This window comes from Streptomyces sp. ActVer, from assembly GCF_027270795.1.
Lineage (GTDB): Bacteria > Actinomycetota > Actinomycetes > Streptomycetales > Streptomycetaceae > Streptomyces > Streptomyces umbrinus_A.
Genome location: NZ_JAPWHT010000028.1, coordinates 20,604 through 40,603, shown reverse-complemented (window position 1 = coordinate 40,603; position 20,000 = coordinate 20,604). Strand labels below are relative to the sequence as shown.

21 protein-coding genes and 1 pseudogene are annotated in these 20,000 nt (G+C 70.1%); 4 read left to right on the top strand and 18 right to left on the bottom strand.

From position 1 onward, the window contains the following. The 4 genes and pseudogenes from O3Q52_RS07510 to O3Q52_RS07495 form a co-directional block, all read right to left on the bottom strand. Positions 1-232 (bottom strand): annotated as a pseudogene (locus tag O3Q52_RS07510) (hypothetical protein); the annotation flags it as partial. A 166-nt stretch (positions 233-398) separates the two neighbouring features. After that, entirely contained in the window at positions 399-1,670 is a 1,272-nt protein-coding gene (locus O3Q52_RS07505) for a sugar ABC transporter permease (RefSeq protein WP_269648017.1), read from the bottom strand. A 5-nt stretch (positions 1,671-1,675) separates the two neighbouring features. Beyond that, positions 1,676-2,458: an ATP-binding cassette domain-containing protein gene (locus O3Q52_RS07500; RefSeq protein WP_269648016.1), complete on the bottom strand. Its 783-nt coding sequence runs from the start codon at positions 2,456-2,458 to the stop codon at positions 1,676-1,678. Between the two features lie 42 nt (positions 2,459-2,500). Further along, positions 2,501-3,589, bottom strand: a complete 1,089-nt coding sequence (locus O3Q52_RS07495; RefSeq protein ID WP_269648015.1) for a sugar ABC transporter substrate-binding protein — start codon at positions 3,587-3,589, stop codon at positions 2,501-2,503. A gap of 436 nt (positions 3,590-4,025) precedes the next feature. On the opposite strand from O3Q52_RS07495, the gene O3Q52_RS07490 reads away from it, so the two are divergent. Continuing rightward, a complete protein-coding gene (locus O3Q52_RS07490) occupies positions 4,026-6,728 on the top strand; it encodes a SpoIIE family protein phosphatase (protein WP_269648014.1) in 2,703 nt (900 codons plus the stop codon). Beyond that, a complete protein-coding gene (locus O3Q52_RS07485) occupies positions 6,725-7,807 on the top strand; it encodes a sugar ABC transporter substrate-binding protein (RefSeq protein WP_269648013.1) in 1,083 nt (360 codons plus the stop codon). The genes O3Q52_RS07490 and O3Q52_RS07485 overlap by 4 nt, the downstream gene beginning before the upstream one ends. Positions 7,808-7,874: 67 nt before the next feature. Here O3Q52_RS07485 and O3Q52_RS07480 read toward each other — a convergent pair whose 3' ends face one another. Both O3Q52_RS07480 and O3Q52_RS07475 read right to left on the bottom strand, forming a co-directional pair. Then, positions 7,875-8,045: a hypothetical protein gene (locus O3Q52_RS07480; RefSeq protein ID WP_269648012.1), complete on the bottom strand. Its 171-nt coding sequence runs from the start codon at positions 8,043-8,045 to the stop codon at positions 7,875-7,877. 53 nt (positions 8,046-8,098) lie between these two features. After that, a complete protein-coding gene (locus tag O3Q52_RS07475; protein WP_269648011.1) occupies positions 8,099-8,455 on the bottom strand; it encodes a PRC-barrel domain-containing protein in 357 nt (118 codons plus the stop codon). Between the two features lie 141 nt (positions 8,456-8,596). On the opposite strand from O3Q52_RS07475, the gene O3Q52_RS07470 reads away from it, so the two are divergent. Further along, complete coding sequence (locus O3Q52_RS07470; RefSeq protein WP_269648010.1) at positions 8,597-8,740, top strand: hypothetical protein; 144 nt, start codon at positions 8,597-8,599, stop codon at positions 8,738-8,740. A gap of 103 nt (positions 8,741-8,843) precedes the next feature. Here the strand turns inward: O3Q52_RS07470 and O3Q52_RS07465 are convergent, their stop codons facing one another. Continuing rightward, positions 8,844-9,503 (bottom strand): hypothetical protein, encoded by a 660-nt coding sequence (locus O3Q52_RS07465; RefSeq protein ID WP_269648009.1) that lies wholly within the window; start codon positions 9,501-9,503, stop codon positions 8,844-8,846. Between the two features lie 280 nt (positions 9,504-9,783). Between O3Q52_RS07465 and O3Q52_RS07460 the strand changes: the two genes are divergently transcribed. After that, positions 9,784-10,602, top strand: a complete 819-nt coding sequence (locus O3Q52_RS07460) for a SigB/SigF/SigG family RNA polymerase sigma factor (protein ID WP_269648008.1) — start codon at positions 9,784-9,786, stop codon at positions 10,600-10,602. Between the two features lie 73 nt (positions 10,603-10,675). On the opposite strand, the gene O3Q52_RS07455 is transcribed toward O3Q52_RS07460, so the two are convergent. The 11 genes from O3Q52_RS07455 to O3Q52_RS07405 form a co-directional block, all read right to left on the bottom strand. Continuing rightward, the gene (locus O3Q52_RS07455) at positions 10,676-11,392 is read right to left on the bottom strand and encodes a GAF and ANTAR domain-containing protein (RefSeq protein WP_266756123.1); all 717 of its coding nucleotides are present in this window, start codon (positions 11,390-11,392) and stop codon (positions 10,676-10,678) included. 78 nt (positions 11,393-11,470) lie between these two features. Further along, on the bottom strand, positions 11,471-12,232 hold the full coding sequence (locus O3Q52_RS07450; protein ID WP_269648007.1) for a GAF and ANTAR domain-containing protein: 762 nt from the start codon (positions 12,230-12,232) through the stop codon (positions 11,471-11,473). A gap of 313 nt (positions 12,233-12,545) precedes the next feature. Beyond that, a complete protein-coding gene (locus tag O3Q52_RS07445) occupies positions 12,546-13,034 on the bottom strand; it encodes a DUF5994 family protein (RefSeq protein ID WP_269648006.1) in 489 nt (162 codons plus the stop codon). 6 nt (positions 13,035-13,040) lie between these two features. Next, positions 13,041-13,310 (bottom strand): hypothetical protein, encoded by a 270-nt coding sequence (locus O3Q52_RS07440; RefSeq protein ID WP_269648005.1) that lies wholly within the window; start codon positions 13,308-13,310, stop codon positions 13,041-13,043. Positions 13,311-13,315: 5 nt separating this feature from the next. Continuing rightward, positions 13,316-13,936, bottom strand: coding sequence for a DUF5994 family protein (locus O3Q52_RS07435; RefSeq protein ID WP_269648004.1), 621 nt, complete (start codon positions 13,934-13,936; stop codon positions 13,316-13,318). A 165-nt stretch (positions 13,937-14,101) separates the two neighbouring features. Next, complete coding sequence (locus O3Q52_RS07430) at positions 14,102-14,776, bottom strand: 4-carboxy-4-hydroxy-2-oxoadipate aldolase/oxaloacetate decarboxylase (protein ID WP_269648003.1); 675 nt, start codon at positions 14,774-14,776, stop codon at positions 14,102-14,104. A gap of 38 nt (positions 14,777-14,814) precedes the next feature. Next, a complete protein-coding gene (locus O3Q52_RS07425; protein WP_269648002.1) occupies positions 14,815-16,047 on the bottom strand; it encodes an aspartate transaminase in 1,233 nt (410 codons plus the stop codon). Position 16,048: 1 nt separating this feature from the next. Beyond that, positions 16,049-16,792, bottom strand: a complete 744-nt coding sequence (locus O3Q52_RS07420; RefSeq protein ID WP_269648001.1) for an SDR family oxidoreductase — start codon at positions 16,790-16,792, stop codon at positions 16,049-16,051. A gap of 99 nt (positions 16,793-16,891) precedes the next feature. Then, complete coding sequence (locus tag O3Q52_RS07415; RefSeq protein ID WP_269648000.1) at positions 16,892-18,208, bottom strand: MFS transporter; 1,317 nt, start codon at positions 18,206-18,208, stop codon at positions 16,892-16,894. Between the two features lie 24 nt (positions 18,209-18,232). Then, positions 18,233-19,252 carry a biotin-dependent carboxyltransferase family protein gene (locus O3Q52_RS07410; protein ID WP_269647999.1) on the bottom strand — a complete coding sequence of 340 codons (1,020 nt, stop codon included), beginning with the start codon at positions 19,250-19,252 and terminating at the stop codon, positions 18,233-18,235. After that, the gene (locus O3Q52_RS07405) at positions 19,245-20,000 is read right to left on the bottom strand and encodes an allophanate hydrolase subunit 1 (protein WP_269647998.1); all 756 of its coding nucleotides are present in this window, start codon (positions 19,998-20,000) and stop codon (positions 19,245-19,247) included. The genes O3Q52_RS07410 and O3Q52_RS07405 overlap by 8 nt, the downstream gene beginning before the upstream one ends.

The following is a 20,000-nucleotide window of genomic DNA, read 5'->3' as shown; positions in this document are numbered from 1 at the left end:
CCCCGTCCGGCGCGACCCCCGCGAACACCGCCCGCGCCGCCTCCACCTCGCGCCGGAACCGGATCCTGAAGTCCCTGTTCGCGGCCAGCTCAGGCCGGATGACCTTGACGGCCACGGTCCGCTGCTGGTCGTCCCGGGCGAGGAAGACCTCCCCCATCCCTCCGGCGCCGAGTCGCGCGACAGGACGGTACGGTCCCAAGTGCTCCGGATCCGTGGGACGAAGTGGCTCCATTGCCCTCAGCTCGCCTGTTCATCGTCGAATGGACTTGAGGCGAGAGTAGGTGCTGGAGGGACAGTTGGTGTACGCAACCGAGCAACCTATGGCCATTACTTGACGTTTCAGATAGATACCGCCCGGACGGTCTTCCAGCCGGTCGCGGCGGATGCGTACGGGAGCGTCAAGCCCGTCCGCGGGCCTGCTGGGAGCGTCGCGACAGCGAGTCGATCAGCACCGCGGCGAAAAGCACCCCGCCCGTGATGATGAACTGGACGGCGGTGGGGGTGTCCGTGATCGCCATGCCCGAGGCGATCGACTGGATGATCAGCATGCCGAGCACCGCGGACCAGGTGGTGCCGCGTCCGCCGAACAGGCTGGTGCCGCCGATGACGGCCGCCGCGATGGCGTTGACCAGCAGGACGCCCGAGCCCGAACCCTGGCTCACCGACGTGATGCGCGAGGCCAGGAACAGGCCGCCGATCGCGGCCATGGTGCCCGATACCGCGAGTACCGCGGTCTGCACCCGCGTCACACTGAGGCTGGCGCGCCGGGCCGCCTCCACGCTGCCTCCCAGGGCGTAGACCTGCCGCCCGTAGTGCGTGCGGCGGAGCACGAGGTCGAGGCCGGCCACCACCACGAGGAAGATCAGGAGCGCGAGCGGCAGCCCCTGGAAACGGTTGAGCAGATACGCGGCGGTGAACGCCACCACCGCGACCACTCCCGTGCGCACCGTGATCCACTGGAGCGAGCGGTGCGGCATGCCGACGGCCTTGCGTCGCCGCATGTCCTGGTAGGAGACCAGGAAGACGACGCCCGCCGCGACCGTCGCCAGACCGTAGGCCGCAGCGTCGTTGGTGAAGTAGTAGCTGGTCAGCTTGGCGACGAGCCCGTTCTCGTCGAGGTTGACGGTGCCGCTGGTCCCGAGGATGTAGAGCATCAGCCCGTTCCAGGTGAGCAGCCCGGCGAGGGTGACGACGAACGCCGGCACCCGGGTCCTGGCCACGGAGAAGCCCTGGACGGTTCCCGCCAGGGTTCCCGCGAGCACCGCGATGATGACGGCGAGCCATTCCGGCACGCCGTGGTTGACGTTCAGCACGGCGAAGGCCGCCGCCGCGAGACCGCTGATCGAGCCGACCGACAGGTCGAGTTCACCGAGCAGCAGGACGAAGACGATGCCGACCGCGATCAGACCCGTACCCACGATGTCCACGCTGAGGTTGGACAGGTTCCGCGGGGAGAGGAAGTTCGAGTTGAGCGACTGGAAGGTGATCCAGACCGCGGCGAGGACGAGGACGACGGGGAGCGAGCCCAGTTCGCCGGCGCGCAGTTTGCGCCGGAAGAGAGTGACTCCCCTCTCCGCGGCACGGGCGACGGCCCGCCCGCGGTGCGGCCGACCGTGCCCGGCGCCCGGTGCGGGGGGTTCGGACCGTGTGGTGTCCGCCGTGTCGCGCATCCCTTTCACCATCCCGCCTCCTGGGAGGCCGTCCGGCGGGGCTCGTTCTCCGTGGCGCCGGTGATGGAGGAGATGATCTGTTCCTGGGACGCGGTGTTCACGTCGAAGAAGCCGTTGTTGCGGCCCAGTCGCAGGACGGCCGCCCGGTCCGCGAGGGCCTTGATGTCCCCCATGTTGTGGCTGATGAGCAGGACGCCGAGGCCACGGTCACGCAAGTGGTCGACGAGGTCCAGTACCTCGCTGGTCTGCTCGAATCCCAGCGCCGCGGTCGGTTCGTCCAGGAGCAGCACTCGCGGGTCGCCGAGCAGCGAACGAGCGATGGCCACCGTCTGCCGCTGACCGCTGGACAGCGAGACGACGGGGGCGCGCAGATCGGGGATGCCTCGGGTCAGACGGTCCAGCAGGGTTCTGGTGCGGCGCTCCATCTCCACCTCGTCGAGGAACCCGAGCCTGCGGATCTCCTGCCCGAGGAACAGATTGCCGACGACGTCGAGGTTTCCGCACAGCGCGAGGTCCTGGTAGACGGCGGCGATGCCGAGGTCCCGGGCGTCGTGGGGACGCCTGATGTGGACCGCCCGGCCCTCCCACTCGATGGAGCCCTGGTCCGCGGGGGAGACCCCGGAGATCACCTTGACCAGGGTGGACTTGCCCGCCCCGTTGTCGCCAAGCAGAGCGACGACCTGCCCGGCGTGGATCTCCAGCTCGATGTCGTCGAGGACCTCGATGACGCCGAAGCGTTTGCATACGCCGTGCAGTGCCAGCAACGGGGGACTCGGCACGGAAACCATCTCCTTCCCGGGGGCGGGCCGGACCTGGTCGGAACCTGCTTGTCAGGTGAGTCCGGCCTCTTCGCAGGCGGCCCCGAGTTGGGGGGTGCAGATCTGCTCGACCGTGTAGGCGCCGTCCTTCACCAAGGTGTCCTCGATGGTGTCGACCGTCACGGACACGGGGGTGAGCAGGACGGCTGGAACCGTGTGCCCGCCGAGGGGTGTCACCTCGCTCTTGGCGACCCGGTCGAGGCTTTCGTCGCGGGCCGCGGCCACGGCCATGGCGGCGCCGGCGGAAGCCTCGGGTCCGAAGGGCTTGTAGACGGTCATGTACTGCTCGCCGCCGACGATGCGCCGTACGGCTCCGAGCTCGGCGTCCTGCCCGGTGACCGGGGGCAGCGGGGCGACCTTGTTCGCCTTGAGGGAGGAGATACAGCCGGCGGCGAGGCCGTCGTTGGCCGCGTACACCCCGTCGATGTTCTCGACCCCGAGGGCCGCGATCGCGGCGGACATGTTCATGTGTGCGGTCTCCGTCCTCCACTGGAGGGTGTCGTACGCCTCGCCGATCTTCACCCGTCCCTGAAGCACGGACAGCGCGCCCTTCTTGAACGACACCGCGTTGGGGTCGGTGGGATCGCCGTTCATCATGACGATCTGGTCGTCCGGCGCCCTGTTGCCCATCGCTGTGAGCAGCGCCCTGCCCTGGAGTCTGCCGACCTCCTCGCCGTCGAAGGACGCATAGCCCGCGATCGGGCCCTCGGCGAGGCGGTCGTAGGCGATGACCGGGACGCCCGCCTGGTCCGCCTTCCTGACGGCGGGGCGGAGCGATCTGGCGTCCACGGCCACGAGGATGATGGCGTCGACCCCCTTGCTGAGCATCGAGTCCATCTGTTCCTGCTGGATGGCCACATCGCCCTTGGCATTGGCGTTCTCGACCGCGCAGTCGTCGCACAGCTCCGTGATCCTCTTCTGGAGCAGGGGCCGGTCCTGTGTCTCCCAGCGGGCCGTGGTGGAGTCCGGAAGCAGTACGCCGATGCTCAGCGTGTTCCCGGTGTCGGAGTTGTCCTCGGCGTCCTGCCCGCAGGCCCCGAGGGCGACAACCGTCGAGATCACGGTCATGACGACGGCCGCGCCCCGGATGCAGGCCTTCATGTGAAAGACCTCCCTTGTCCTTCACCTCGCGTGACGAGGGGCGCTCACGGTTGCCTGCGCCCGGCCTGAGACGGTCAGGGGATCCGGGTGCCTCGTGGCGTCAAGGGCTGGCGTGTGATCGGCGTGGCAAGACGAACACGTCGTAAGTGTGGCACCGGCCGTGGTGATCTGCGAACGCAGCGGCCCGGCTCCGGCCGTCGGTCGCGGCGGTTCCGCTCCGGCCGTCGGCGAAGGGCGCGGGATACCGCGCGAAAGCGGCTGTACGGCGGGCGTCGAGACGATTTCTCATGGCCGGCGCGGATGCCCGTGAGGCGGTCTGCCACTGACTGCGATCAACTGGATCTGTCGGGTTAGTCACGATATGCGATTCTGGTAAGTGGGCGCCCGATCTCAACCCAGCGGCACCTGCCGCATGGACCGGAGGTAGGTCGCGGACATGCATCATGACGGCCGCGCCCTGGCCGGAGTCTCGGAGCCGCGGGAGTCCCGGGCCGGCGCCGACGACAACGGTTCACGGCCACCTCTGCCGGAGGCCGCCGCGAGCGACAGGCCCCTGGCCTTCGCCGGAGTGGCGTTGGCAGCGGTCTATGTCCCCGATGCCGGGAACGGCGATCTCCGGCTGGTGGAGACGGCCGGCCGCGCCACGTCCCAGTACCTGCCGCCGGAGCGTCTGCCCCTGTCGGGTGATTCACCTGCGGCGCACGCCTTCCGCACCGACCGGCCGCTGTGGCTGGACCTCGCGGACTTGGCTACCCGTTCGGAGGGTCGGGACTCGGAGGGCCGGAACTCCGAAGGCCGGCTTTCCGAGGGCGGGCTTGCCGGGGGCGGCCCGACGCCGTCCTCGCCACAGGCACAGGCACAGGCACAGGCACAGGAGCAGCAGGCGCAGGCGCCGCCGACAGAGGCACCGCTCGCCGCCCTGCCGCTCGGGACGGAGGGCAGGCGGCTGGGCTGCCTCGTCGTCGTGGGAGCGTCTCCGGTCGGCTTCGAGGCCGAGCAGCGGCGCTTCCTGGAGCGGTACGCCGACGCGATCGCAGGCATGCTCCGGACCGAGGCCGACCGTCCCGCGCCCATGTCGCTCCTCAGTCCCGCCCTGCGGAGTCTGGGCGTCGGCTCGTTCGTCCTGATGCCGGACACGGGTCTGATCGAGGCGGACGAGGCGCTGCTCGATCTGGTCGGCATCACACCGGCCGACTTCGACGGCAAGGTGGACACCCTGCTCGCGCACGCGCTCCCGGAGGACATGCACGCGCTGATCTCGGTACTGGAACCGTCCACGGAGGCGTTCGGCCGCCGGGAGCTGGAGTTCCGTGTCCGCCGCCCCACCGGTGGAATGCGCTGGCTGAGCCTGACCTGCCGGGTGGTGGCGAGCACCGACGAGCGTCCGGAGCAGGTGCTGGGCGTGGTGACGGCGACCTCGGTCCTGCGGCAGAGCGCGGACGACGTGTCCCGGATCCAGTGGCTGACCGCCGCACTCGACGACGCGACAACGGTCCGTGACGTCGGCCGGGTGGTGGTCACCGCCCTGCGCGAGCCGCTGGGCGCCGACCGGGTGGCACTCGCCGAGTTGCGGGACGACCGGCTCATGGTCACCGTGCTCGACCCGCCCCAGCCCGCCGCCTGGCCCGAGACATGGCGTTCCGAGTGGCGTTCGGAGTGGCCCGACGCACCGGTCAGCGCCCTGCCCACCCTGCAACTGGCCCTGCGGGACGGACGGATGAACCTGTGGTCCGCCGGCACGGCCCTCGAACCCGGACTCGCGGGCATCGGTGCCGGAGGTCTGGCCGTGCTGCCGCTGCCCGCCAAGGGCCGGGTCGCGGGCGTGTGCCTGGTCGGCTGGGACGAGCCCCACGACTTCGTCCCCGAGGAGCGGTCCCTGTTCACCGCCACCGCGGCGCTGGTCGGCCAGGCCCTCAACCGCGCGCACGCACACGACGCCGAGCAGGAGCTCGCGACGATGCTGCAGCGCAGTCTGCTGCCCCGGCGCCTCCCGGAGCTGCCCGGCGGGACGGCTGTCGCCCGCTATCTGCCCGCCCGGCGGGGACTGCAGGTGGGCGGTGACTGGTACGACGTCATCGCCCTGTCCGAGGACCGGGTGGCGCTGGTCATCGGAGACGTGCAGGGACACAGCGCCGGAGCCGCGACGATCATGGGGCAGATGCGCACTGCGGTCAGGGCCTACGCGGTCGAGGGCCACCCGCCCGACGTGGTCGTCTCACGCGCCAACCGGCTCCTCGTCGGCATGGAGACCGATCTCTTCGCCACCTGCTGCTACGCCGAACTGGACCTGGAGGAGGGCAACACCCTCTTCGTCCGGGCCGGCCACCTCGCACCGCTGATACGCCATCCCGACGGCAGGACCGAGGAGGTGCAGGTAGAGGGCGGGCTCCCGCTGGGCATTCTCGCGGAGGCCGAATTCCCCATGACCACCGTCGCGTTGACTCCCGGCACGGTGCTCGCCCTGGTCACCGACGGGTTGGTCGAGGCCACCGACCTGCCTCTGGACGAAGGCATGCGGCGCACACGCGACGCGCTCGCCGCCGCCGATCCCGCGGATCCGGGGCGGATGGCCGACGAACTGCTCGGCGGTGTCGACCGTCGCGAGGACGACGTGGCGCTGTTGCTGCTGCGCTACGACGGGATGAAGTCCCGGCCGATCCGGGCCGGTTGGGCGGTGTGGCGGCTGCCCGACGCCGTCATGCACGCCCGCCGGTTCACCGCGCGCACGCTGCGCAAGTGGGAGGTCGAGGACGTGGCCGACTCGGTGCTGCTGGTCGTGTCCGAACTCGTCACCAACGCCCTGGTGCACACCCAGGGTCCGGTCCGCGTCGATCTGATGGTCCGCGGGGACCGGCTCCGGGTCTGCGTGACCGACTCCTCGCCGCGCGCGCCCGCCAAACCCGTGTCCGTGGACTGGGAGTCGACCGGCGGTCGGGGCCTGCTCCTGGTCGAGGCGATGTCGGAGGCCTTCGGTTCGATGCCGGTGGCCGACGGCAAGCAGGTGTGGAGCGAGATCGTCGTGCCGCAGCACGAGCCGGCTCCCGCGGACCCGGAGCCCGGGGCGGAACAGGAGCCAGGGACGGGACCGGAGCGCGGGACGGGACAGGAGCCCGGCACGGAACAAGGGGCTGCGCCATGAGAACGCGTACGAGGCGTCTCGTCGCGGCGCTCGTCGCCGGGCTCATGGCGATGTCCCTGGCCGCCTGCGGAGGAGACGACGTGGCGGACACGGACAGCTTCACCATCGGTCTGCTGCTCCCGAGCCGGGCGGTCCCCCGCTGGGAGCATTCCGACAAGCCCCTCATCGAGCAGCGCCTCAAGGAGCTGTGCCCCCGGTGCACCATGGAGTACGCCAACGCCGAGAACGACGCGGCGAGGCAGCGGGAACAGCTGATGTCCATGATCACCAAAGGGGTCGAGGTCCTGATCCTCGACGCCGCCGACACCAGAGCGGTCCGCTCCTCGATCCAGGAGGCGCGCAAGGCGGACATCCCGGTCGTCTCCTACGACCGGCTCGCCGAGGGCCCGATCTCGGGCTATGTCACTGTCGACGGCGGACAGGTCGGCAGGCTCCAGGGTGAGGCACTCCTGAAGGCCATGAGTGACAGGGGGAACGGCGAGAACGTCGTGATGCTGAACGGCGATCCGACCAGCCCCAACGCGGCGTGGTACACGCGGGGCACGCTGTCCGTCATCAAGGGCAAGGTGACGATCAGCAGGTCGTACGACATCCTGGGCTGGAGCAAGGACAACGCCCACACCAACATGTCCGCGGCCATCGCGGCCCTCGGCCCCGACCGGATCGACGGCGTCCTTGCGGCCAACGACTCCATCGCCGCGGGCGCCATCGCCGCCTTCAAGAGCGCCGGCGTCAGGAAGCTTCCTCCCATCACGGGCCAGGATGCCGACATCGAGGCCGTGCGGCGCATCATCAGGGGCGAGCAGTACATGACGGTGTACAAGCCCTTCGCGGCCGAGGCCGACGCGGCCGCCGCCATGGCCGTCGCCCTCGCGCGCGGCAAGGGTCTCGACGATGTCGCCACCACGTCGACCGACAGTCCCACCACCGAGCGAATCCCGTCCGTCCTGCTCACTCCGAGCGCGGTGACCGTCGACAACATCGAGCAGACACTCGTCAAGGACGGCGTGTACACCGTCGACCAGATCTGCACCCCGGAACTCCGGCGCGCCTGCGAGAAGGCCGGGCTGTCTCCGTAAGGGGGTTGGGGCTCGGAGGGGCAGGCGCAGGGGATCCGATCCCGTACGCGGAACGGCCCGGCTCCGGTCAGCGAACGGGACGCCGCTTGGCGCGCCGGGACCAGCGGAAGGCGGCGACGATCACATCGGCGGCCAGGAGCATGATGCCGATGACCAGCAGATAGCCAAGGCCGTCCGCCGCCACGCCGATGATCCCCAGGACGACGGCGGCGAGTACCAGTAGCAGGAAGAGCACCATCGCCCGCCCACCTCCCTTCGAGTCCCTTCGAGTCCTTCGAGCGGACTGCCGTCTCAGCGGCGCGCGAGCTGCCGCTCGCCGTTGGCGCCCGGCTTGTAGGCGATGCCGTAGTAGTGGAAGATCTCTTCCTCCCGCTCGGCGGGCAGAATGTCGTCCGTGCCGATCGAAGGAGCCTTCTTCACCAGGCTCTTGGCGTAGGAGACCTTGAGGTAGCCCGGCCCGAGGGTCGTCTCGTCGAGGGGGACGAAGACCAGCCGCTGCCGGGTGGGCAGTCCGGTCCGGACGGTGGCCACGGCCGGTTCGTCGGTGGCGGTGTCCACGTAGACCGCTTCGAGCACGCCGATCCTGTGCCCCTTCGGATCGACGACGTCCTGGTTGCGCCATTCTCGGATGTCGGCCGCCTGGATCATGCCGTTTCCCCTCTGAGCGAGGCGCCTGCCGTTTGCAGGTGAGCGTGCACCAACCGCGACAATTTTACTACGGTCTGTGCTGGTCGGACATTTGCGAGTGCTGCATCGGCATCAGCAAACCTTGGGCAGGCTCAGGACAGGATGACGCGCCGTGACGTACACGCCACGCACCCGGTGACCACGCACCGCGAAGAGCAGCGGCTGCTGACGGCTGTCACTTCGCGGGGGCACGGCCCCGGTCGCCACGACGCGGTGGGCTCCAGCGGATGGCACCGGGAGCTGTGAACTCAACTCTCCGGTGCCTTCATCCGGGCCGGCCGTCGGACGCCTCTGCTGAGTAGCCCTGTCGACGGATCCCAAACACCCCCACGAATCTTGGCCGGCTCGGCTACTCGGGCCGTTGGGTCCGGTCGTTGTGGGCGAGGCCGTCCGGATGCTCCGACGTACGCTCGCCGAGCGGAAGAACCAATACCTGTAGGGCCGTTGGGCCGGGCAGCCGGTGGAGCTGGCCCGCTTCCTGCCAGCCCCAGGTCGTGAGGGCCTCACAGGTCGAGCGATCGGAGCGGTCCACCAACGTGACGCCGAGCGAGGCCTCGTGGTCACCGAGCAGGCGCTCCTGCAGCCGGCGGGCGAGCCCGTGGGCGTGCTGGTGGGGGTGGACGAGGGTGTCGAGGATCGCGAAGACATGTCCGGACGCGGTGAGTTGCTCCAGGTTCTGCGGCAAGGGTCCGCGGAACCCCTCCCACCAGGAGCCGTCGCGCGGTACCGGGACTCCGAAGGCGCAACCGGTCAGGGACTGCGCCTCGGCCACCAGCATGTCGAATCCCGGCAGTTGTACGTCGTCCGCCAGGCGGAGCAGGAACTTCTGCCGGTCGCGGAACTCCTCACCGGGCGAGGCGGCGGACGACTCGACGTACAGATCCGCCAGGTCCTCCCGCAGGCCCTCGGCCTGCCAGCGGTTCAGTCGGCGCAGCCGCACCGTGTCCATGGCGGACGGCTCGGAAACTTCGGAGGCTTCGGGGTCGTGTGGTTGCGGCGGGGTGCGCATGGGGCGCCTCGGTTCCAGACACTGGGAGACGTGTGGGGCAGGCATCGATGCCGACTGGCAGTGCACCGCCGGGGTCTGGGACGGGTACTTCGCAGCATAGCCCCGAATCAGCCCTGGACCGGGGCCCGTTGGGTGTTTGAAGGCGTGCTGCCCGGGAACCCGTCCGACGTGCTTCAGACCGGAGGCACGCCCGTGGGAGCAGCTGTCGCTGCTCCCCAGTGTGCTGCGGTCCGACGGCTCCCACGGTGAGCGATGCCACCGATCAGGGAGACACGTGCCCATGCCGAACGCACCCACGCGGAACCGGCCGACCAGACGCCTCTACGACGACGCCCCGGACACCGACGCCGCGTTCCGCCGCATCGCGGCTTTGCCGAAGGGCCCGGCGCGCTCGGCCCTGGAACAGGAAGTGGTGTGCGCCTGGGTGCCGATGGCCGTACGGCTGGCCCGGCGCTTCCGGCATCGCGGCGAGTCCTTCGAGGATCTCAAGCAGGTCGCCCAACTGGGCCTGGTCAAGGCGGTGTCCCGCTTCGACCCGGCCCTCGGCACCGCCTTTCCGAGCTTCGCCATACCGACGATCCTCGGGGAGGTGAAGCGGCACTTCCGTGACGACCTGTGGGTTGTGCATGTACCGCGGCGCGTACAGGAGCTTCGCAGCCGGGTCCGCTCCGCCGGCAACGAGTGGGCTTCGCTCAACGGCCGCGAACCCTCGACCCTTGAGATCGCCGAGCACACCGGCCTCACCGAGGCGGACGTACGACTGGGCCAAGGAGCCCTGGAGGCATACACCGCGCTGTCCATGGACGCCCTGCCGGGCCATTCAGCGGACGGCTACGCCTTGACCGACACCCTCGGTGGCATGGAGCCCGGCTTCGACCGGGTCGTCGACCGCGAGGCGCTCCGGCCGCTGCTGCAGGCACTGCCCGAACGAGAGCGGCAGATCCTGTACATGAGGTTCTTCTGCGAGATGACCCAGCAGCGCATCGCGCTGCAACTCGGCCTCTCCCAGATGCATGTCTCCCGTCTGATCACCCGCATCTGCGCGGGCCTGCGCGATCAGGTGTGGGCCGAGGCCCACGATCTGAGGAGGGTGTCGTGACGACGTGCCGAGTGCACGCGTGGCACGTGCACGGGTGACATGGGGCGACGGCCGGGGTGCGGGCCCGGGATGGTCAGGCGCCCAGACCTACGAGGGGCTCGGAGCCGTTGATGAACGCGCGGGCCACATCGACCAGGCGCCGGTTGTGGGAGCGGGCATAGCCGCGCAGTGCGGTGAAGGCCTGCTCCATGTCGATGTTCTGGCGTTCGGCGAGCTTCCCCTTGGCCTGCTCGATCAGCACCCGGCTGTTCAACGCCGTCTGGAGTTGTTCGTTGAGGACGGTGCTGCGGTGGGTGGTGCGCTGCTGCAGGAGGCTGATGGTGGCGACGTCGGCCAGGGCCTGGGCGATGAGGGTGGCGGCCGGGTCGAAGGGGCCGGGCGTGGCGCGGAACAGGTTCAGGGCGCCGACGACCTCGTCCCGCAGACGCATGGGCAGCGCCTGGACGGCGCCGAACCCGCTGCGGTGGGCCGCCGTGACGAAGCGCGGCCAGCGGTCGACCTCGCGGGTCAGGTCGGGGACGATCACCGGTGCGCCGGTGCGGAAGCACTCCAGGCAGGGGCCCTCGTCGTTCTGGAGCTGGAAGAGCTCCAGCAGGCGTACCTGTTCGTCGGAGGCGGCCATCACGCGCAGTTTGCCGTCCCGGTCGGCGAGCAGTACCCCGGCGGCGCCCGCGCCGAGCATGCCGACGCAGCGGTCGGTGAGCAGGCGCAGGAAGTCGATGAGGTCGAAGTCGGCGACCAGGTTGTCGGCCAGCTCGACGAACGTCTTGGCCAGGAGCTGCTGATTCATCGTGACACCCTTGATTGAGGCTGGTCCCGCCGGGAGGGGGCGGGAGGTGCGGCACGTTCGCCGGTCGGGGCCGATGCGTCAGGTTTCCTCGTCGGCCCGGTCGGGTTCCGTGTCCGGGGAGAGGCGGAGCCGGTGGGCCACCACGTCGGCGGCCACGTCGGCGAGCCGGAGCCCTTGCACATAGGCGTGGGCGCGGAGCCGGACGAATGCTTCCTCGATGCCGACGCCGAGCTGGACGGTGAGGATTCCGCTGGCCTGGTCGATCTCCGCCCGGTACGCGCCCAGGTCCTCGATGCCGTGCTCCGGCGCCGGTCCGCCACCCGTTGCGCCGGCCTCGACGATCTGCGTGTCGAGCAGGAGCAGCGTCGCGAGGTCGGCGAACGCCAGCGCGTCGGCCAGTTCCTCGGCGTCGAGCACGGTCGGCACGTTGGCGTACAGGTCCAGAACTCCCGGGATGATCGCACCCATCTGCAAGGGGAGCGCGAAGACGGCGCGCGCTCCGGCTTCCAGAGCCGCGTCGGCGAACACGGCCCAGTGCTCCTGCAGTTCACCGGTAAGCAGATCGGGCGTCAAGACGGCGGAACCCTGTACGAAGGCGTCCACGCACGGTCCCTCGCCCAGCGTGAGCTGGAGCTCCTCCAGCTGTGCGCTGATGTCGTCCGTGCTGCACAGCGGATGGCTCGCCGCGGTCCGGGACATCGCCGACAGCCCGGCCCCGCCGACCGGCAGCGCGGCCACGGCCGCGGCACACACGTCCACCACGCCGGCCCGGGCGCCGCGTCGGGCCGCCTGCTCGGCGACCAGCACCTGGATCCGGTCCGAGCGCCTGTCGGGCCTCACCCGGGCCACCGCGTCCGGGCCCCGGAGGCGAGGTGGTTGAGGAACCTCTGGCGGTCGGCGCGGCGGTACGGCTCACGGGGCGGCGTCTCGCGGGAGGCAACGTACGGATCCGCCGGTTCCCCGCTCATGTCCTCCGCCTGGGACGAACACCCATGCTTCTCACATCCTCACGTCGAGGCTGTCTCCCGGACCCGAGCGGTCCGGGAGACACTCGGCACGGGAAGACCCCGGCCTGTTGTCCGTGGTGCGGCGGCCGGGGTCCTGGGCTGCGGGCGGTGCGACTGGCTGAGCTCTGCGGCTCCCGCCGGAGCTGTCAGCCGGGAGAGCGGGACGGTACGACGGTCCGGGCGGCCGGGGTGACACCGGCGGCGGCGAGGACATGTTCGGCCGAGACGGCGTTGTCGTCCCGTACGGCCATGGCCATCGCGGTGTGGGCGGGGCCGGGGGCCGTCTGCGGAGGGACGACCAGGAACAGGAAGTGGTCCTGGGCGCCCCGGGTGACGATCATCGTGCTGTCCCCGACGGCGGACCAGTCGATACGGACCGTGTGCCCCGCGACGACCAGGTGGCCCGGGGTCTCGTCCCAGCCGCTCGTGTCGAGGCCGACGCGGGAGATGGTGCCGAGGCGGGCGGTCAGGGCGATGAGCAGGCCGGACAGTTGGCTTCCGATGTCGCGGGACCTTGGCCACCAGGCGCCGTCGAACGTCCCCGTGCGCTTGGAGGTGGTCTCCAACCGCAGCACCGCGGTGCCCGGACGCACCGGCTCATCGCTGGTGTCCGCCAGGAGCCGGACGGGGTCCATGACGACTCACTTCCCTTGTGTCCGGGCCCAGGCCCAGGTCCGGAGTCGCCCACGTCCCCCGCCGTCATGGCCCTGGCGATCACTCGTACCGCTCGTCGCGGCGCGACCCGGAGCCTGCTCCGGGGCCGATGGCGCGGGTCCTCGGACAGCCGGCAGCGAGCGGCTGAAGCGGAACGCCGCGATGCGCTCGTCGTGCTGGTTGTTGAGCCGATGGATCAGGAACGCGCCCAGAGCGACCATCGCCAGGATCACCACTACGGTCACGAAGGTCTCCATGGCCGTCACACCTCCTTCGCCGGATGCGGCGTCGCAAGAGCGACCGCCGGGATGCCGATTACCGGAGCAGCCACTGCCGGGATCCGCGGAGTCGAGAGCTGGCCACCGGCCTGATGGCCTCCTTCGGAGTCCCAGACCGCCTCCACCGCCCGGTCGGTCTCCGTCACCGTGCCCAGGCGCGCCGCCTCCGCCATCAGCTCGCTCGCGGTCGACGTACGCATCGGATCGCTCGCGGCGGCGAGCAGCCAGGCCGCCGAGACGGGATTCGTCTGCGGAGGGATCACCAGCAGGTCCCAGCGGCCCACGCGATAGGAGAGCAGCAACATCTGGTGCGGGTCCTGCTGGGCCATGAACGAGCCCACCTTCACGACATGCCCCGCGACGGGCACCTTGCGAGGGACGGTGGGCCAGTGCGCGGGATTCACCGTGACCCTGGTGATCCGCCCCCACAGCGAATCGAGCACTGCGGTCAGTGAGGGAAGTTCCGCTCCGAGATCGCGGGAACGGGGCCACCAGGCGCCGTCCAGCAGAGCCGGTGCGGAGCCGCTGGGAGCCAGCGACATGCGCAGGGACGGAGGAGAAGTCCGGTCTTCGAGTGTCGGCGCGTACGAAACGGTCGCAGTCATGATGCGAACCCTGCTCCGGAGCGGTCGAAACCGGCCCCGGGGTAGTCAATCGCCGAAAACGACACGAGCATGGAGGCCGGTGCGCGAAGTACTCTCGGTAACCCCAGCCTACTCCTCCGGCGATCCTCACGGACCGTGTCCAGGCGCAGCAGCGGAGACGGGCGGCTACGCGTCGATGACGAGCCCCTTCGCTTCGAGTACGGCGGCGAGGTTGCTGACCTCGATGACGCTCTTTCCGGAGCGGTAGGCGGCGATGTAGGCGTCCTCGGCCTCGACCCGTTCCTGGGACTTGCGCACGACGTCCGCCACGTCGTCGCGCCGCACCGCCACCACGCCGTCGGCGTCGGCGCGCACGACGTCGCCGGGATGCACGATCTCGCCGCCGATCAGCACCGGCTCCGCCATCGGCCCCACGGTCTCCTTGACGGTGCCCTTCATGCAGACGCTGTACGAGAAGACCGGGAAGCCGAGTTCGCGGAGTTCCCGTGTGTCCCGGACGCCGGTGTCGGTGACGAGGCCGCCCAGCCCCTTGGCGACACACGCGTTGGCCAGCACGTCGCCGAAGGAGCCCGCCTCGGCGTACTCGCCGGCGGAGACCACGATGACGTCACCGGGCCGGGCGTGGGCGATGGCGACCTGCAGCATGATGTTGTCGCGGGGAGCGCAGCGCACGGTGAACGCGGGGCCGCACAGTGACATCGCGGGGTCGACCGGCTTGATGGTCGAGTCGAGGGCGCCCAGGCGTCCCTGCGCCTCGTGGATCGTGGCGGCGGAGTACTTGCTCAGCTGCTCGACCAGGTCCGGGTCGGGCCGGTCGAACTTCGTGTTGACGCGGATCATGACGCTCCTTCGGGTCTTCAGGAGGGGCGGGCAGGTCTTCAGGAGGGGTCGGCCGGGGACAGGTCCGCGCAGGCGCGGCCGATCCGCTCGCAGGCCTCGGTGAGGACGTCGGTGGAGGTCGCGAAGGAGATCCGGAAGTAGCCGGGTGATCCGTACGCGGCACCGTGGATGACCGCCACCTGCTGCGACTCCAGCAGATGGCGGGCGAAGTCCTCGTCCGAGCCGATCACTTCACCCGCGGGAGTCCGCTTTCCCAGTACGGCCGTGCAGTTCACGAAGGCGTAGAAGCCGCCGCTCGGTGGCGTGCAGGACAGACCGGGGATGTCGTCGACCCGCTTCACCGTCACGTCGCGGCGGCCGCGGTAGACAGCCACACAGTCGCGCACGAAGTCCTGGTCGCCGGTGAGGGCGGCGGTCGCTGCGGCCTGGCTGATCGACGACGGGCAGGACGAGATCTGCGACTGCAGGGTGTTGACGGCCGAGACCAGCGAGGCGGAACCGGCGCCGTAGCCGATCCGCCAGCCGGTCATCGCGTAGGCCTTGGAGACGCCGTTGGTGAGGAACACCCGGTCGGTCAGGCGAGGTTCGACGGCGGCGAGGCTGGGGACCTGACCCGGCTCGAACCAGATCTCGTCGTAGATCTCGTCGGTCAGCACCTGGACGTGCGGGTGGGCGAGCAACACGTCTGCCAGGGCGCGGAGTTCGTCGACCGTGTACGCGGCTCCCGTGGGGTTGCCCGGGGCGTTGAGGATCACCCAGCGCGTCCGGTCGGTGATCGCCGACTCCAGCCGCCGCGGAGTCAGCTTGAAGCCCTCCGACTCCGGGCAGGGCACGACGACCGGTGTCCCGTCGTTGGCGAGAACCATGTCCGGATACGACACCCAGTACGGAGCGGGGACGATCACCTCGTCGCCCGTGTCCAGCGTGGCCATCAGCGCCAGGAAGATGACCTGCTTCGCCCCTCCGCCGACGGCGATCCGGTCGGCGGAGTAGCGCAGCCCGTGCCGCTGCTCCAGCTTCTGGGCGATGGCGGCCCGCAGTTGGGGGGTGCCGTTGACCGGGGTGTACTTGGTGTCGCCCCGCCGGATCGCCTCGACGGCGGCCGCCTTCACATGCTCGGGGGTGTCGAAGTCGGGTTCGCCGACAGTCAGGTCGAGGATGGCGAGTCCCTGTGCCTTCAGCTCGCGGACGCGCTGGGCGGCCGCGGTGCTCGGCGAGGGCTTGATGCGCTGAACGCGCAGGGCGGTCAAGGCGGTTGTGGAGGTCGCCATGTCAGTCGGTCCGCCTCTCGAAGTTGAGGCCACCTGGTACCTGGAACGTCGGCAGGATCTCGATGTGGCCGATGTTCACGTGGCGCGGCGAGCCGACGGCGAACTCGATGGCGTCCGCGATGTCCTCCGGCTTGAGCGACTCGTAGCCGTCGTAGAACCGCTTCTGGGCCTCCTCCATGTCGCCGAGGAGCCGACCGAAGATCTCCGTCTCCACCCGGCCGGGGCAGATCTCGGTCACCCGGATCCGGCGGCCGTATCCGTCGACGCGCAGCTGCCGGGAGAGCGTGTGCACGGCCGCCTTCGTGGCGTGGTAGACGGTGTTCCCGCCGAAGTTGTAGACGCCGGCGATCGAGCTGATGTTGACGATGTGCCCGAGGTCGCGCTCGACCATCCCGGGCATGATCAGGCGTACGAGGTGCAGTACGGCCTGGAGATTGACCGCGATCTGCTCGTCCACGGCGAACTCGTCGGCGGAGAGGATGTTCCCGGTGCGGGAGACCCCGGCGTTGTTGACCAGGACGTCGACCTCGATGCCCCGCAGGGTCTCGGTGAGGGCGGCCGTGTCGGTGATGTCGACGGCATGAGGGGTGCAGCCCGTACGCCGGGCGAGGTCGTCGAGCCGCTCGGCGTTACGGGCGACGGCGTGGACTTCGAGCCCCTGCTTGGTCAGCCGCTCGACGACCACGGCTCCGATTCCGGTGGAGGCTCCTGTCACCAGGGCGGTGTTGTAGTCGGAAAAGGGCATGTGGATGCGCTCCTAGAGATCCTGGAGAGAGGTGGGGGGTGAAAGAGGGGTGGGGGGTGAGGGCGTTCGGCCGGCTGCGCGTCGTCGGCGTTCGACCGGTTACGCGTCGCGCAGCGGCAGGTGTGCCCTGTCCTTGACCCGGGACACGGCGATGAGCGTGCCGAGTGCGGTGACGACCGCGTAGAAGGCGGGCATGTTGACGTTGCCCGTCTTGTCGATGAGGTAGGTCATCAGCAGCGGAGCGGTACCGCCGAAGAGGGCGGCCGAGACGTTGTAGCCGAGCCCGTAGGCGGAGTAGCGCACCCGGGTGGGGAAGAGCTCGACGAGCAGGACGTGGATGACGCCGGTGTGCCCGGCGAAGATGACCGCCATGATGCAGGCGCCCAGGATGGCGAGCGGGACACTGCCGGTGCCGATGAGCAGGTAACAGGGAATGCCGGCGACTGCCATGGCGACAGCGGCGCCCGCGAGGACCTTTTTGCGGCCGATGCGGTCGGAGAGGCTGCCCATGTACGGGATGGCGATCGAGATGGCCACCAGGCTGGTCGCGGTGACGAGCAGGCCCTGCACCTTGCTGAAGTTGAGCTCGGTGTTCATGAAGGTCGGCATGTAGCTGAACAGGACGTAGTAGCCGGAGCCGTTCATGAGCGGGATGAACAGGGCGAGCAGCATCGCCCGGCGGTGCTCGGGGGAGGAGAAGGCCTCCTTGAGCGGGTTCTTGGACAGCCCGCCCTCTTCCTTGAGGCGGTTGAAGTTGGGGGTGTCGCTGATCCGCTTGCGGATGTAGATGCCGGTGATGCCGAGCGGCACGGCGAGCAGGAACGGGATGCGCCAGCCCCACGACTCCATACGGTCCTGGCCGAGGCCGCTGGTCATGGCGGCGGCGATCAGTGTGCCGGTGAGCAGGGACAGGAACGAGGCGATCTGGGCGTAGCTCGTGTAGAGACCGCGCTTGCCCTCGGGGGCGTGCTCGGCGAGGAAGCTCATCGCGCCGGATGCCTCGCCGCCGACCGAGAAGCCCTGCGCGACACGCAGCAGGATCAGCAGCGCCGGGGCCGCGATGCCGATGCTCGCGTACGTCGGCAGAATGCCGATCGCCGCGGTCGCGACGCTGATCAGCATGATGACGAAGACGAGCATCCGCTGGCGGCCCATGCGGTCGCCGAGGTGGCCGCAGATGATCCCGCCGAGCGGGCGGAAGAAGAACGAGACGGCGTAGCCGAGGAAGACGAACTGGACGGCGGTCGCGTTGTCCGCGTTCGGGAAGAACACGACGGCCAGGGTGCCCGCCATGAAGCCGAAGATTCCGTTGTCGTAGAGCTCGGCGAAGATACCCACGCACCCGGCGAGGGTGACTTTTCGCGCGGTTTTCGGATCGACGGTGTTCGGCACCGGCTGAGCGGCCACGGTACTCATGACGTTCTCCTGTCTGCTGGCAGGTTACGGGGGGACGGGGACGGTGCGTGCGGGGCTTGAGGGGATGCGCAGGGCGTCGAAGACGGTGCGCACCCGGGTCTGGAGGGCGTGGACGGCGCTTCGCTGGGCACGGTGGGCGGCCACCGCCTCGGCGACGGTCCGGCGCCGGAAACGGACGGTCTGGCCCGGTCCGGCCTGGCCGAGCGCGGACAGGCCGGTCGCGGTCACGACGGCCAGTACCGGATAGCCGGCGGTGACGCCGCGCCCGCGGTGCAGGACGAGCAGCTCGTCGCCCGCGGGGACCTCGACGGCACCCACGGGGACACCGCGCGAGAGCACCTCGCCGGTCGCCACGCGCCGGGGCACGTCACCGGCCATCCGCAGTCCGATGTGGTTGCTCTGCGGGCTCACGGTGAACTCCGACCGGAACAGCCGGTCCGCCGTGTCACCGAACTCCGCGAGGTCGGGGCCATCGGTCACGTCGATGGTCCACGGCGACGGGAGGCGGGTCATGGGGAAGCGGGTTACCGGTGCGCGCAGCCGGAACAGCGGGATGCGGTACTCCGGGTGGTCGACGGGCGGGCAGTGCCGCTGGAGACCGAGCTCGTCCCCGTCGCGCAGCGAGTGGCTGAAGCCGAGGATCGTGTCGGGGGCGCAACTTCCTTGCAGGTACGGGGTGTTGAACGAACCCAGCACGGCCAGGTAGACCCGGATGCCGCTCCGGATGCCGCCGATGCGGATCGTCTCGCCGGAACGCACGGAGAGGGGCTCCCACTGCGGTCGTACGACGCCGTCGACGGTCAGGTCCGCGGTCGCGCCGGTCACCGCGACGAGTACGTCGGTGGACGGTGCGCAGCTGAAGTCCAGGGCGGTGATCTCCAGCAGCGGCGCGCCCTCGTCGTTGCCGCAGAGCACGTTGGCGACGCGGGCGGAGTGCTGGTCGAGCGCGCCGTTCACCGGCAGGCCGTAGCGCGAGCGCCCGAACCGGCCCAGATCCTGCACGGTCGCCAGACCGGCCTTGAGGATGTTCAGGGTGTCAGCCATGCGACACCGCCAGGGAGCGGCCAGCGTGGTCGTCCCACTGCTCGGGCGTGATGGGTACGAAACGGAAGGTGTCGCCGGGCCGGTAGGCGGTCAGCGGGTCGGCGTCGAGGTCCTCCAGGACGCGCAGGGGAGTGCGCCCTAGCAGCGGCCAGCCGCCGGGCGACGGCATCGGGCAGATCACGGCCTGCCGCCCGGCCACCGCGACCGAGCCGGGCAGCACCCGTGTACGGGGCGAGGACAGTCTCGGTACGGGCCGGGGGAACGCCGGGCCGTCCATCATCGGGGCGCCGGCCGGTGCGCCGAGGCAGCGGACGGTGAGGTCCGCGGCGGAGTGCAGCTCCACCACCTCGCGCTCGCTCAGCCCCAACTGCTCGGCGACGACGGGAAGATCGGGCCCGAACTCGCCGCCGTAGACCACCGGGACGACGAAACGCCGGGCCGCGGGAGGCGTCACCGGACCCTTGCCGAGCCGGTCCGCCTCGTGCCGCAGCACGCGCCGTACCGTGTCGTGATCGGTGTCGGCACAGTCGAACTCGACGAGCAGCGAGTCGTAGGTGGGCACTATGCCGTGCACCCCGGCCAGCCGTACCGCGTCGAACGCGTCGGCGAGGGCGTGCACGGTCTGCCAGGCGCGCTCGGCGTCCATGCCGACGGCCTTTGCCACGACGGCCGAGTCGCCGCAGTCCACGATCACGACGCTGCCGCGCGCGGTGTCGGCGCTGTCCACGACGCCCGTGCCGCTGTCCAT

What these genes read in the sequence shown, in the direction of transcription:
- O3Q52_RS07470 (WP_269648010.1), top strand. Translation starts at nt 8,597, where the DNA reads ATGACGCGCCGTGACGTACACGCCACGCACCCGGTGACCACGCACCGC.
- O3Q52_RS07445 (WP_269648006.1), bottom strand. Translation starts at nt 13,034, where the DNA reads ATGGACCCCGTCCGGCTCCTGGCGGACACCAGCGATGAGCCGGTGCGT.
- O3Q52_RS07465 (WP_269648009.1), bottom strand. Translation starts at nt 9,503, where the DNA reads ATGCGCACCCCGCCGCAACCACACGACCCCGAAGCCTCCGAAGTTTCC.
- O3Q52_RS07430 (WP_269648003.1), bottom strand. Translation starts at nt 14,776, where the DNA reads ATGATCCGCGTCAACACGAAGTTCGACCGGCCCGACCCGGACCTGGTC.
- O3Q52_RS07435 (WP_269648004.1), bottom strand. Translation starts at nt 13,936, where the DNA reads ATGACTGCGACCGTTTCGTACGCGCCGACACTCGAAGACCGGACTTCT.
- O3Q52_RS07485 (WP_269648013.1), top strand. Translation starts at nt 6,725, where the DNA reads ATGAGAACGCGTACGAGGCGTCTCGTCGCGGCGCTCGTCGCCGGGCTC.
- O3Q52_RS07490 (WP_269648014.1), top strand. Translation starts at nt 4,026, where the DNA reads ATGCATCATGACGGCCGCGCCCTGGCCGGAGTCTCGGAGCCGCGGGAG.
- O3Q52_RS07455 (WP_266756123.1), bottom strand. Translation starts at nt 11,392, where the DNA reads ATGAATCAGCAGCTCCTGGCCAAGACGTTCGTCGAGCTGGCCGACAAC.
- O3Q52_RS07420 (WP_269648001.1), bottom strand. Translation starts at nt 16,792, where the DNA reads ATGCCCTTTTCCGACTACAACACCGCCCTGGTGACAGGAGCCTCCACC.
- O3Q52_RS07495 (WP_269648015.1), bottom strand. Translation starts at nt 3,589, where the DNA reads ATGAAGGCCTGCATCCGGGGCGCGGCCGTCGTCATGACCGTGATCTCG.
- O3Q52_RS07500 (WP_269648016.1), bottom strand. Translation starts at nt 2,458, where the DNA reads ATGGTTTCCGTGCCGAGTCCCCCGTTGCTGGCACTGCACGGCGTATGC.
- O3Q52_RS07405 (WP_269647998.1), bottom strand. Translation starts at nt 20,000, where the DNA reads ATGGACAGCGGCACGGGCGTCGTGGACAGCGCCGACACCGCGCGCGGC.
- O3Q52_RS07415 (WP_269648000.1), bottom strand. Translation starts at nt 18,208, where the DNA reads ATGAGTACCGTGGCCGCTCAGCCGGTGCCGAACACCGTCGATCCGAAA.
- O3Q52_RS07410 (WP_269647999.1), bottom strand. Translation starts at nt 19,252, where the DNA reads ATGGCTGACACCCTGAACATCCTCAAGGCCGGTCTGGCGACCGTGCAG.
- O3Q52_RS07440 (WP_269648005.1), bottom strand. Translation starts at nt 13,310, where the DNA reads ATGGAGACCTTCGTGACCGTAGTGGTGATCCTGGCGATGGTCGCTCTG.
- O3Q52_RS07425 (WP_269648002.1), bottom strand. Translation starts at nt 16,047, where the DNA reads ATGGCGACCTCCACAACCGCCTTGACCGCCCTGCGCGTTCAGCGCATC.
- O3Q52_RS07460 (WP_269648008.1), top strand. Translation starts at nt 9,784, where the DNA reads ATGCCGAACGCACCCACGCGGAACCGGCCGACCAGACGCCTCTACGAC.
- O3Q52_RS07475 (WP_269648011.1), bottom strand. Translation starts at nt 8,455, where the DNA reads ATGATCCAGGCGGCCGACATCCGAGAATGGCGCAACCAGGACGTCGTC.
- O3Q52_RS07505 (WP_269648017.1), bottom strand. Translation starts at nt 1,670, where the DNA reads ATGCGCGACACGGCGGACACCACACGGTCCGAACCCCCCGCACCGGGC.
- O3Q52_RS07480 (WP_269648012.1), bottom strand. Translation starts at nt 8,045, where the DNA reads ATGGTGCTCTTCCTGCTACTGGTACTCGCCGCCGTCGTCCTGGGGATC.